The sequence below is a fragment of the Bacteroides sp. AN502(2024) genome, from assembly GCF_041227145.1.
Lineage (GTDB): Bacteria > Bacteroidota > Bacteroidia > Bacteroidales > Bacteroidaceae > Bacteroides.
The window spans coordinates 1,289,715-1,303,838 of the sequence record NZ_JBGFSP010000003.1 but is presented as its reverse complement, the minus strand read 5'-3'; the positions used below and the strand labels follow the sequence as shown (position 1 = coordinate 1,303,838).

The window sequence follows — 14,124 nt, the reverse complement described above, 5'->3', positions numbered from 1 at the left end:
TCATGAGAAAATTATCCCTCTTTTTAATTGTCTTGTTTTTCTCGTTTCAACAAATTACTTTAGCTGCAATCAAAGAAATGACGAGTATACCTGATTCGGTTTATCTGTTTTCTTTTGCAACTTCCGGAGATGACGGACGCAGCGGACTCCGTTTTGCCTGGAGTACGGATAAAGAAAACTGGTTTGAAATTGGCAGGAACTACGGATATCTCCGGTGCGATTATAGCCGTTGGGGATCACAGAAGAAAATGCTCGATCCTTATTTGAAACAATCGCCTGATGGCGAATGGATTTGCACCTGGAAACTGAATGACCGTGATGGATACGGCCAGGCTACTTCCAAGGATTTAATCCATTGGACCAGTCAGAAATATCCCCGTACTACACAGGATTTTGACGGAGTAAGAGTGAAAGCTATTGTTACCGGAGAAGAGCAGAAAGGGAATATCAACCGGGTAGCTTGGGCCTTAGTGGATGGATTGGATAAAAATTATGGCTGGAATCAATATCGGAACTCATTACACGGGGAGCGTCCGGTACAGGATGGAGAACGTTTTGCCGGTTTGAAACCTGTAAACGCAACGGTCACTGTACAACCGGAAGGCTCAAAAGCTATTAGTGATGTACTGCTGGGCGCTTTTTTTGAAGACATCAATTATTCGGCAGACGGAGGGCTCTATGCGGAGCTTATCCAAAACCGTGCCTTCGAGTACGACCCTTCGGACAGGGAAGGAGATAAGAACTGGAACTGTACTCATTCCTGGACACTGAAAGGAGAGAAAACCACTTTCACTATTGATACTAGCGATCCTATTCATTTCAATAACCCACATTATGCCGTGTTGAATGTAGAACAACCGGGAGCTGCATTAGAAAATACAGGTTTTGATGGCATCGCGCTGAACACCGGAGAGAAATATGATTTTTCCATCTTCGCCCGGGTTTCGCAAGGTAAATCGAATAAATTGCAGGTTCGTTTGGTAGATGGAAAAGGAAATGTGTGTGGAGAAACTTCTCTAACAGTATCTTCCCGCCAATGGAAAACATATAAAGCAGTGATAATTGCTAAAGCTACTGCAGACACTCATCTCGAAATCATTCCTCAATCTGTTGGTGAATTGAATCTGGATATGATTTCTCTATTCCCACAAAATACATTTAAAGGACGTAAGAATGGGGTTCGCAAAGATTTGGCTCAAGTGTTGGCTGACATTCATCCCCGTTTTATCCGTTTTCCTGGTGGCTGTGTGGCTCACGGTGATGGCTTGAAGAACATTTATCAATGGAAAAATACAATAGGCCCGTTGGAAGCAAGAAAAGCACAGCGTAACCTTTGGGGGTATCATCAAAGTATGGGACTGGGTTATTTTGAATATTTCCAGTTTTGCGAAGATATTGGTGCGGAACCGCTTCCAGTGCTGGCGGCCGGTGTTCCTTGTCAGAACTCTGCCTGTCATGGTGACTTGAGAGGAGGACAGCAAGGTGGTATCCCGATGAGCGAAATGGGAGCTTATATTCAGGATATTCTTGATCTGATAGAATGGGCAAACGGTGACGCTAAGAAAACTAAGTGGGGAAAGGTACGTGCCGAAGCGGGTCATCCGAAACCATTCAACCTGAAATACATAGGTATCGGAAATGAAGATCTTATCACTGATATTTTCGAAGAACGTTTCACGATGATCTTCAATGCCATCAAAGAAAAATATCCAGAAATGATTGTTGTCGGAACAGTGGGACCGTTCAATGAGGGTACAGACTACGTGGAAGGGTGGAAGTTGGCGGACAAACTGGGTGTTCCGATGGTCGACGAACATTATTACCAAACCCCGGGATGGTTCTTGAATAACCAGGATTTCTACGACAAATACGATCGTTCGAAAAAGACAAAAGTATATCTGGGGGAATATGCAACTCACATACCGGGGCGAAAGGCGAATATCGAAACAGCATTGACAGAAGCTCTTTATCTTGCTGCCTTGGAACGTAATGGCGATGTTGTGCACATGGCTTCCTATGCCCCTCTTTTCGCTAAAGAAGGACATACCCAGTGGAATCCGGATTTGATTTACTTCAATAACCGGGAAGTAAAACCTACCACCGGATATTATGTTCAGAAACTCTACGGGCAGAATGCCGGTAACGAATATTTGCCGTCGCAGATCACTCTTGATAATAGAGATGATCAAGTGCGGAAACGCATAGCTTCTTCTATTGTCCGTGACTCTGCAAGTGGCGATGTGATTGTGAAGCTGGTCAATTTACTTCCTGTAGAGGTGAATACGAATGTCAATCTTTCAGGAATCGGTGCTATACAGTCTTTTGCAAAAAGAACTGTACTGACTGGTAAACCGGCAGATACTCCGCTACCTGTTGAAGACACGATGGAAGTAGCAGAAAAGTTTGACTACCAATTACCTGCCTATTCTTTTACGGTGATCCGCATAAAGAAGGCAAATGAGAAATGAAAGAAAAAGGTGAAGATAATAACGACATAGATAATATGAAGAAGATAATAAGTACCCTGCTGGCTGGTTGCTGTCTGACTTCTCTGATGGCACAGGAGGTAGCAGTGAAAGGGCCGGATGAAAAACTGCAATTGGTTGTATCAGCTTCTCCAGCCGAAAAACCGAGTTATTCGATTACCTACAATGGAAAGACAATGTTGGAGAAATCTCCTTTGGGTATGAACACGAATATCGGTGACTTCGCAAAAGGGATGAAACTGGCAGGACACGCTGTTATTCCTATTGATACTGTCTATCATCAAGACCGTATTAAAACCTCCAAAGTACACTATCAGGCAAATGAACTGATTTGTAATTTTGAGAATCCGGAAGGGCAGAAGATGGACGTTGTTTTTCGTGTAAGTAACAATGATGTCGCTTTCCGATATATTCTTCCGCGTCAGGATGGAAAAGGAAGTGTTACGGTAACTATCGAAGAAACCGGCTTTCGCTTTCCGCAACAAACAACCACTTTCTTATGTCCGCAAAGCGATGCCATGATAGGTTGGAAACGTACAAAGCCCAGTTATGAGGAAGAGTATAAGGTAGACGCTCCTATGAGTGACCGTTCCCAGTACGGGAATGGCTATACGTTCCCTTGTCTGTTCCGTATCGGTGATGAGGGTTGGGTGTTAGTCAGCGAAACGGGTGTGGACAGCCGTTATTGCGGTTCTCGTCTGAGTGATGTAAGCGAAGGCAATCTGTATACGGTTGCTTTCCCGATGGCAGAAGAAAATAACGGTAACGGAACTTCTGCTCCGGCGTTTGCCCTTCCCGGTGCTACTCCCTGGCGTACTATAACTGTGGGCGAAACCTTGAAACCGATTGTGGAGACAACCGTTATCTGGGATGTCGTACGTCCTCTTTATGAAACGAAGCATGACTATCGTTTCGGACGTGGCACATGGAGCTGGATTCTCTGGCAGGATGGTAGTATCAACTATGACGATCAGGTGCGCTATATTGATTTTGCAGCTGCAATGGGGTATGAGTATGCCTTGATCGATAACTGGTGGAATACGAATATCGGTCGTGACCGCATGAAATCTTTGATAGAATATGCACGAAGTAAAGGAGTGGAACTTTTCTTATGGTATAGCTCTTCCGGCTATTGGAATGATATTGAGCAGGGACCGGTGAATCACATGGACAATGCCATTATCCGCAAACGTGAAATGAAATGGTTGCAGAGCCTTGGAGTGAAAGGAATCAAAGTCGATTTCTTTGGTGGCGATAAGCAAGAAACGATGCGCCTGTATGAAGAAATTTTGAGTGATGCCGATGATCATGGTCTGATGGTCATCTTTCACGGTTGTACCATCCCTCGCGGATGGGAACGTATGTACCCGAACTATGTAGGCAGCGAGGCTGTGCTGGCCTCCGAAAATATGGTTTTCGGCCAGCACTTCTGTGATGAAGAGGCGTTCAATGCCTGTCTGCATCCGTTTATTCGCAATACGGTGGGCTGCATGGAATTCGGCGGTTGTTTTCTGAACAAACGACTGAATCGCAACAATGACGGAGGGACTACCCGCCGTACGACTGATATATTTCAATTAGCTACTGCAGTATTATTCCAGAATCCGGTTCAGAATTTTGCACTTGCTCCCAACAATCTGAAAGATGTTTCTCCTGTTTGTATGGACTATATGAAAACGGTTCCTACCACGTGGGATGAGACGCGTTTCATTGACGGATATCCGGGGAAATATGTGGTCTTGGCACGTCGTCACGGTGACACCTGGTATGTGGTGGCCATAAATGCCGGGAAAGAACCGCTGAAATTGAAACTTGATTTGGATATGTTTGCCGGAAAGACAATCTCCTTGTATAAGGATGATAAGAAAGGAGAACCACAGCTTGCACCTTTGAAAATAAAAGAAAAGGGAAAAATGCAGCTGGAAATTCTTCCGCAGGGAGGTGCTGTATTAGTAAACAAGTAGTCTGCTTTGTTGCGGTTATCGCCTGAGAGCAATCTGTTGCAGCTATCCTTCATCTTCTAATGCTGATAAGCAGGGGATTATGAAAGGTGAAGTCTGTATTGGTAAAATTGAAAAAGATGTGTTCCATTCCCTGTATTTCGAGTCTTCTGATAGGTGATGGCTTGAAAACAGATAAAAAATCATAATTCTCTCATTAAGTGAGCAAAAGTGCTTATTTTTGTAACCCTTAAAATTATGATATTTTATGAAGAATAAACGATACGTAGAGCTTATAATTAAAAATTTAATTTTACTCGTATTTTCTATACAATTTTCTGCTTCACTTTTTGCATCAGAAGATTATCTTGTTACTAATCTGAAATTCAGGCAATTCCCAGCCTTAAATAACTTGCAATCGGACGAAATACAAAAAATATATCAGGATAAAGATGGATTTATTTGGCTGGCAAGCCGTTATGGCTTTTATCAATATGACGGTTATGAAACGGTCTTGTATAAGTCAAATCTCTATACTCCTGGATTGTTGACTAATAACAATATCCTTTGTTTGGCAGATGATTATGAGCATAATTTGTGGATAGGTACGCAGGAAGGCTTGAACATATTGAATAAGAAAACCGGTGCAATAAAGAAAATACTATCCCCTACTATTCCCAACAATGTAATATCTTGTTTGTTGGTGATGCGTGACCACTCTGTTTGGTTGGGTACGGATTCCGGATTGTGTAAATATGATGCTAAAGAAGATTCGTTTGTGGTTTATAATCGGGAACTGACCGGAGGGGTGTTGGATAATACCGCTATTAAATCGTTGTTGGAAGATTCAGAGGGAGATTTGTGGATAGGTACTTGGTCCTCAGGTTTGTATAGATACGTTCCCTCTACTGGAAAATTTTATGCTTACCCTGCCATTAATGAACGTAATTCCGCACATGTTATTTACGAAGATACGAATAAAAATATTTGGGTAGGTAGTTGGAGTTGCGGGCTTTTTAGACTTGATAACCCGAAAAATCTAAAGATGGTATCTTACGTGAATTATCGGCATAAGGCAGGAGATGATACAAGTTTGTCTGATGATATTGTATATGATATAAGTGAAGATCTGAATACCGGAACATTGTGGATCGGAACACGTAGTGGATTGAGTATTATGGATAAAGATGCTTCCGGTCGCTTCATTAATTACAAATCCAGCGGTTCTTCCCATTACATTTTTTGCGATGAAATCAATACTGTTCTGCGCGATAAGACAGGAATGATGTGGCTTGGTTCTATAGGTGGGGGTGTGCTGGCAGCTGATACCAGTCAACCCATGTTTGCTTCTCATTGCTTGGATTTCGCGGATAATGACATACCTGTTACTTCTGTACGTGCATTGTTTACTGATTCCGAACGCAATATTTGGATGGGAATAGGTACGTATGGATTGGCTTGCCTTGAAGCGGAGACCGATAAACTGAAGTCTCATTCACAAATACCGGAATTCGCAGGAATGACTATCCCTACTGTGTATTCTGTGATGCAACGACGGAATGGAGGAGAGATTTGGTTTGGTACTTATGATGGGGGAATTTTTATTTATCGAAAGGGTCAGAAAGTTAAAAATCTGAAGGTAGACAATTGCACATTTTTGGGCAATTCTTGTGTTTCTGCACTTTATGAAGACAAGCATGGTAACTGTTGGGTAGGAACCCGTGGCAGTCTGGGAGTATTGTTGGCTAACGGGAAGAGTTTTTTGTTCGGTCCCATGACGTTTGCAGACAAGAAACAGCTGGATTGGGTTTATGTGCGTGATATCATCGCTGATGGTGAAAACAGTGTGTGGATAGCTACCTCAAACTACGGATTGATTCATATTTTGGGAGATATTCATCAGCCCTCCACTTTAAAATATGTCAATTATAGTTTTTACAACGGGTTATTAGTGACAAACAATGCATTATGTCTTTATAAAGACAAGAGCGAACGTCTGTGGGTTGGAACAGATGGAGGAGGTCTTTATCTTTATGACTGTAAGAATGATTGCTTTGATGCAAAAAACAAGGAATATAATATTCCCGGTGATATGGTGGGCAGTATTGAAGAAGATAAGAGTGGCAACTTGTGGTTAGGGACCAATGCAGGATTAGTGAAGCTCGGTGTACAATCGATGGGACAGGATGCGGTGGTTCGTGTATATACTGAAGTGGATGGATTACAAGGAAATTTCTTTATTTCCCGTTCTGCCTGCAGTCGTGATGGGGAATTATTTTTTGGAGGTTATAGAGGATATAACAGCTTCAGACCGGAAGATATGGAAGAAAAGCCGAGAGAGGTGTCGGTTGCTATTACTGATATTAAGATATTTAACCGTTCCATAACTTTGTTGCCATTGGACATACAGCGGAGGATATCACAGTTTACTCCGTCTTTTACACAGAAAATAGAATTACCTTATCCATATAATAATTTTAGTATCGAGTTTGCTACACTTACGTATAAAAATCCAGAACAGAATCGATATGCCTATCGATTAGACGGATTTGATGAAGATTGGGTGTATACAAATGCTGACCGACGTTTCGCATATTATAATAATTTGAAAAGCGGTACTTATACATTCCGTTTGAAGGCAACCAATGAAAATGGAATTTGGAGCGGCTATGTCCGCGAACTGACTGTGGTGGTGCTTCCTCCATTTTGGGCTACTTGGTGGGCGTATGTCTTATATGTATTGTTTGTAGCCGGAATGGTTTTCTGGCTGTTCCGGATTACGCGGAATCGCATTTTGTTGCAAAATGAACTTCGGGTGCGCGAAATGGAAAAAATGAAAGCGGAAGAATTGAATCATGCCAAATTGCAATTCTTTACCAATATAACTCATGAATTGTTAACACCGCTTACTATAATTTCTGCTACGGTGGACGAACTGAAAGCGCAGGTTCCTCGGTATACTGAACTGTATACAGTGATGTACACTAATGTCCATCGGTTGATACGCTTGTTGCAACAGATTTTGGAATTTCGTAAAGCGGAAACTGGGAATTTAAAACTTCGGGTTTCTTTTGGAGATATAGCTGCATTTGTGAGGAAGGAAGCGGAAGGTTTTCAGCCTTTGATAAAGAAATCGAAGATACATTTTTCGGTATTATGCAATCCGGATTCAATCATGGGCTATTTTGATACGGATAAGTTGGATAAGATTCTGTATAATTTGTTGTCTAATGCGGCTAAATATACGGAAGAAGGTGGTTTCATACAGGTTACTTTGTCGTATGCGGAAGACAGGGACCATGTATTACTGAAAGTGAAAGATAACGGAAAAGGCATATCGGAGGAGAAACAAAAAACTCTTTTCCAGCGTTTTTATGAAGGAGATTATCGTAAGTTCAACACAATTGGAACAGGAATCGGACTGTCGTTGACAAAAGATCTGGTTGAATTGCACGAAGGAACAATTTCGGTACAGAGTGAAACCGGACAAGGAGCGGAGTTTATCGTTTGTATTCCTATTGATCGTTCTTATTTCAGGGAGGATCAGATTGATGAAGAAACTATTGTATCGGTACGGAAGATGTCAATTTTCGTTGATGAGGAAGATGAGCAGACAATTGAGGAGCCGGCAATAGAGAAAAAGAAACATTCGGTGCTGGTGATAGAAGATAATGAAGAGTTACTGCAACTTATGATGAGACTGTTGAAGCGTGAATATAATGTATTTACTGCAGAAAACGGGAAGGAAGGAATTATAGTACTGGAAAATGAGGATATAGATTTGATTGTGTCTGATGTGATGATGCCTGAAATGGACGGAATAGAATTTTGTAAATATGTGAAGAGTAATCTGGAGATTAGTCATATTCCTGTGATATTGTTGACTGCTAAGAATAAGGAAGAAGATCGGGCGGAGGCTTATGAAGTGGGAGCGGATGCTTTTATCAGTAAACCATTTAGTTTGTCTGTATTTTATGCACGTATCCGTAATTTGTTGAAACATAAGGAAGGAGTGGGGCGTGATTTCAAACATCAGTTGGTTTTTGAATTGAAAGATTTAAATTATACAAGTTTGGATGAGGATTTCCTGCAACGAGCTATTGATTGTGTGAATGGACATCTGGAAGATGCCGAATTCGATCAGCCGCAGTTTGCCGATGAAATGAAAACAAGTAAGTCTACCTTGTATAAGAAGCTCAAATCTTTGACCGGATTGAACACTTCTGCTTTTATTCGCAATGTCCGTTTGAAATCCGCTTGTCGGATCATGGAGGAAAAAGGTAGTAATATCCGTATTTCCGAATTGGCTTATGCGGTCGGGTTTAACGATCCGAAATATTTCAGTTCTTGTTTTAAGAAGGAGTTCGGGATGTTGCCTTCTGAGTATATTGAACGCTTTTTGACAGATACTGCCAAATAAAAGAGGGAAATAGTTGCTTTTTATATAGGTCGAATTATCATTCAATTTGGTGGAGTAATTAAAATTCATCCTAAGATAAGTATTATTGGAGCCTTGTAGACAGGGGGCTTTTTACATTTGCATTGATTTTTCTGCTGAGATCGCAGAAGGATCGATAGTTCACTTAATGTTTAATCTTAATATTTATACTAGATGGAAAGACAAAAGCAATTCCATGAAAGACAAGCGAGAAAGAAATGCCGGTTGTTTCCAATAGCATTCTCGTTGTTTTTGTTTCTTTTGATTCCTCTGAAAGGGTATGGAGATGAGATTCCTATGCCCGAGGTGACTCAACAAAATTTAAAAGTAACGGGTACGGTGGTCGATACCAATGGGGAGCCTGTGATTGGTGCTAATGTGACGGTCGTAGGAACTACGATGGGAACCATTACTGATATAGACGGGCATTTTTCTCTTTCTGCAAGTTCAGGTGCGAAAGTGAAAGTCAGTTTTATTGGTTATAAAGAAAAAACGGTAATCGTTAAACAAGGTATTAGTTTGAATATAGTTTTAGAAGAAGACGCACAGACCTTAGGAGAGGTTCAGGTAGTGGCTTATGGGGTACAGAAAAAGGTGTCTATCACGGGAGCTATCTCCTCGATGAAAGGGGATGATTTGCTGAAAACCCCAGCAGGGTCTTTATCCAATGTGCTATCCGGACAGATCACTGGTATTTCTTCCGTACAGTATTCTGGTGAGCCGGGAGCGGATGCGGCGGATATTTATGTACGTGGTGTTGCTACATGGAACAATGCGAAGCCGTTGATTCAGGTAGATGGAGTAGAGCGTGACTTCTCACAAATTGACCCGAATGAAATTGAAAGCGTGACTGTGTTGAAAGATGCTTCGGCTACGGCTGTATTCGGTGTGCGTGGTGCCAATGGTGTTATTCTGATTACAACCAAACGTGGCGTGGAAGGAAAGGCGAAAGTTTCTTTCTCCACGTCAGCGGGTGTTAATGTGCGGACGAAAGAGCTGGAGTTTGCTAATTCTTATCAGTACGCTTCCTATTATAATATGATGAAAGTGAATGATGGCGGAGTGGCTACTTTCAGCGATGAACAATTGGAAACGTTCCGAAATCATTCTAATCCGTTGCTGTATCCAGATATCAATTGGATTGATTATTGTATGAATAAAGCTGCTTTTCAGTCTCAACATAATGTGAATATATCCGGTGGAACCAGCAATATGAAGTATTTTGTTTCAGCTGGTTTGTTTACACAGGGAGGTATGTTCAAACAGTTTAATGCGACAGATGATTTTAATTTTGATTATAAGCGGTATAATTATCGTGCCAATCTGGACTTTGATGTAACGAAAACAACCTTGCTTTCGGTTAATATTGGCGGTCGTATAGATACCAAACGCACTCCGGAATCTGGTCAAGACCAGAATCAATTGTTCCGTGAGCTTTATTGGGCAGTTCCTTTTGCAGGTGCAGGTATTGTAAACGGTGAGCGGATTGTGTCCAATTCGGAAATTCTCCCTTTTACGGGGGCAGACGGATTGAATTCTTATTATGGAAAGGGCTTTCAGACAAGGACCACCAATGTGCTGAATGTGGACCTTGCGTTGAATCAAAAGCTGGATTTCATTACCAAAGGATTATCCGTAAAACTGAAAGGAGCTTATAATTCGGAATATGCCAATACAAAAAAAGCAAGTTCATCTAAGGCTTATTATACCCCTGTTGCAAATGCCGATGGTTCTATTTCTCTTCGTAAGTATGGAACCGATTCTCAATTGAGTTATGAGGAACCTGACAACGGCTTTTCCAAAGCGCGCAATTGGTATATGGAATTGGCATTGAATTATGCTCGTAAGTTTGGTGATCACAATGTGACGGCATTGTTGCTCTATAATCAGTCGAAGAAGTATTATCCATCAGAGTACTCTGATATCCCTACCGGATATGTAGGTTTGGTGGGACGTGTGACTTATGACTGGAAAACTCGCTATATGGCGGAATTTAATGCGGGTTACAATGGCTCGGAAAACTTTCGTCCGGGAAATCGGTATGGTTTCTTTCCGGCAGGTTCGTTGGGCTGGGTTGTAAGCGAGGAATCGTTCTTTCAGCCGATTAAAAATGTAGTGAATTATTTGAAGCTGCGTGCTTCTGTAGGAATGGTGGGTAATGACGTGTCACAACGATTCTTATACTTGCCTGACTCTTATCAATATGGTAGTGGTGGATATTATTTCGGACAGAACGTAGGAAATAAAATGCCCGGTGCCAGTGAGGTCAGCCGTTCTAATCCGGATGCCAAGTGGGAAACAGCTGTGAAACAGAATTATGGATTGGATGCTACTTTCTTATCTGAACGTTTGACGGTCTCTTTAGACTATTTCAGGGAAGACCGTAGCGATATCTTGTCTAAACCTGATTATTTACCTAGCATTTTAGGAATGTCGCTTCCTTCTGTGAACGTTGGAGAAACATTGAACCGGGGATTTGAAGTGCAGTTGAAGTGGAATGAGACGTTGAAGAATGATTTTAGATATTGGGCAAACTTTAATGTTTCTTTCTCAAGGAATAAAATTGTTTACAAGAATGAGGTGGATCATAACGAACCTTGGATGTATGAGACCGGACGTAGAATCGGTTCCCGTTCAATGTATAAGTTCTGGGGCTTCTATGATGAAACAGCGGATATACGTTATCAAGAAGAGTTTGGACGTCCGATTGCCAATCATGGCATTACATTGGTACCGGGGGATTGTGTTTATGTAGACCTGAATTCCGATGGTGAAATAAACTCCAATGATGCGACGCGCGATATAGGATATACGGATATGCCGGAATACACTGCTGGATTGAATGCCGGGTTTAGTTGGAAGAATTTTGATTTTTCCATGCAATGGACGGGTGCGTGGAATGTGGACCGTATGTTGGATGAGTTCAGACATCCATTGGGGGATACGAGTGAAAAAGGATTGTTGCTTTATCAGTATGAAACGACGTGGCGTTCATCCGCGGATACATTCACGGCTAAGTTCCCGCGTGCATCCAGTCTGCATGCTAGTAATAACTATTTGCTAACATCCGATCTGTATTTGATTAATGCCAGTTATTTACGTTTGAAAAGTGTGGAGATCGGTTACAATTTTAATTTCCCTTTCATGAAGAAGCTGAAGATGGATAACTGCCGGTTGTACGTAAACGGATATAATTTGCTCACTTTTACCGGATTCAAATATGGAGATCCGGAATCACGTCAGAGTTCCCGCCCCAATTATCCTTTGACACGTGTGTTTAATATTGGATTGAAATTTGGATTCTAATGCTTTATGAATAATATGATGAAACATCTTAATAAATGGTTTGTAGCGGCATTTGCAGGAGTAGCTTTGTTTGCTTCTTCTTGTGTTGATCAGGTAAAATTTGGAGATAGCTTCCTGGAGAAAGCTCCGGGAGTAGCGGTAACGCAAGATACAATTTTCGGAAAAGCTACGTATGCCCGTGCTTTCTTGTGGGATACTTATGCCAAACTGTATTACGCACTTCCTGTATATTGGAATACGGTGGACGGGAAAATGAATACCGGAATTTTTGAAATGATGTCCGATTGCTGGCATAGTCATACGGACTGGAACGGAGTGAACCGTAAGTATTATTCCGGCTCTTATAAAGCCGGTGACGAAGATAGTAGCGATGATACACGTTTCGGATATACCAAAGAAAATTGCTGGGAGGCAATTCGTGCTGCATGGTTGTTTATAGAGAACGTCGATAAAGTGCCGGATATGGAGGATGAGGAGAAAAAACGATTGACGGCGGAAGCTAAAGTGATTGTAGCATCTCGTTATTTTGATTTGTTTCGCCATTTCGGAGGACTTCCTTTAATTAAGGAAACTTATGATATACAGCCTTCCTATGAATTGCCTCGTGCTACGGTGGCAGAAACAGTGGAATATATGGTCAGACTTTTGGATGAGGCTGCTGACACCCCTCAGCTTCCGTGGAGTCTGGATGCAGATGATACGAACTGGCAAGGACGTTTTACCAGAGCATCGGCTATGGGATTGAAGTGTAAGATTCTTTTGTTTGCAGCCAGCCCGTTGTTTAATAGCAGCGTTCCTTATTGTACGGAAGCACCGCAAGATGCCGTAACAAACCATCAGGTGTGGTATGGCGCTTACAAACCTGAATTGTGGGAGCAGTGCTGGCAGGCTTGTGTTGATTTCTTTACGGAACTTAAGACAAAAGGATATTATGAATTGACACAGGCAACAGAGGCTACGCCTAAAGGTTATAGAAATGCGTATAATAAGGCTTATTTTACCCGCGAGAATAATAAGGAGCTGTTGATTTCTACACACATCTCTCGTTTTGGCAAATTTAATTCATGGGATGACTGGCAGTATCTTTTTGTTAAGAGTGGTAACGGAACGGTTGATACAGGTGGGTTAACTCCTACACTGGAATTTATGGAAATGTTCCCGATGAAGGATGGAAAGCCTTTTCAGTTAGATGCGGATACCAATCCTTTCTATACGGATAATGATTATAACCAACCGATTCGTGACCCGCGCTTGTATGAAACAATGCTAGTGAATGGAACGCAGTTTGGCGATCATGCTGCCGAGTTATGGATTGGGGGGCGTGATAATATCAATGATACGGAAAAAGAAACAGGCAAATATGCAACTGGCTTCGGATGTTACAAATTTTACAAAGAAGGCATCAATTCGTTGAAAGATAAGTATCTGCAATGGCCATATTTGCGTTTGGCGGAAATGTATCTGATTTATGCAGAGGCGTTGCTTAAATCTAAAAATGACTTGACAGGAGCTATCGAGCAGGTTAATAAAGTACGTGCCCGTGTCGGTTTAGGTGACTTGGTTGCTTGTAATCCGGATAAGAATCTGACGACTGATGCCGATGCTTTATTGGAAGAAATTCTTCGGGAACGCGCTTGTGAATTGGGACTGGAAGATGTTCGTCTGTTTGACATGATACGATATAAGAGGGAAGATCTTTTCAGAAAACAGCTGCATGGATTGAAGATTTATAGAAATGACGGGGGAGGAAATACGCCTTGGTCCGGAAGTACGGGAAACAGCAGTATTTATCCTAAACCGACGAAATTCACTTATGAGGCATTCCCGTTGGTGAATCCTGCTCGTGCGTGGTGGAGTAATTTCAGCCCGAAATGGTATTTATCTGCATTCCCACCATCAGAAGTGAACAAAAAATACGGATTGACTCAAAATCCTGGATGGAATTAATGTGGAA

General features: G+C 41.8%; 5 protein-coding genes. All 5 read left to right on the top strand.

Annotation, left to right across the window (positions count from 1 at the left end):
* The first annotated feature begins 2 nt into the window (after positions 1-2).
* The 5 genes from AB9N12_RS05150 to AB9N12_RS05130 all read left to right on the top strand — a co-directional run bounded on the left by AB9N12_RS05150 (position 3) and on the right by AB9N12_RS05130 (position 14,117).
* Positions 3-2,468 (top strand): alpha-L-arabinofuranosidase C-terminal domain-containing protein, encoded by a 2,466-nt coding sequence (locus tag AB9N12_RS05150; RefSeq protein WP_369890258.1) that lies wholly within the window; start codon positions 3-5, stop codon positions 2,466-2,468.
* A gap of 35 nt (positions 2,469-2,503) precedes the next feature.
* Positions 2,504-4,450 (top strand): glycoside hydrolase family 97 protein, encoded by a 1,947-nt coding sequence (locus AB9N12_RS05145; protein WP_369892810.1) that lies wholly within the window; start codon positions 2,504-2,506, stop codon positions 4,448-4,450.
* A gap of 244 nt (positions 4,451-4,694) precedes the next feature.
* Positions 4,695-8,846 (top strand): two-component regulator propeller domain-containing protein, encoded by a 4,152-nt coding sequence (locus AB9N12_RS05140; protein ID WP_369890256.1) that lies wholly within the window; start codon positions 4,695-4,697, stop codon positions 8,844-8,846.
* Positions 8,847-9,038: 192 nt separating this feature from the next.
* On the top strand, positions 9,039-12,170 hold the full coding sequence (locus tag AB9N12_RS05135) for a SusC/RagA family TonB-linked outer membrane protein (protein WP_369890254.1): 3,132 nt from the start codon (positions 9,039-9,041) through the stop codon (positions 12,168-12,170).
* A gap of 6 nt (positions 12,171-12,176) precedes the next feature.
* Positions 12,177-14,117, top strand: a complete 1,941-nt coding sequence (locus tag AB9N12_RS05130; protein WP_369890252.1) for a RagB/SusD family nutrient uptake outer membrane protein — start codon at positions 12,177-12,179, stop codon at positions 14,115-14,117.
* Positions 14,118-14,124 lie beyond the last annotated feature (7 nt).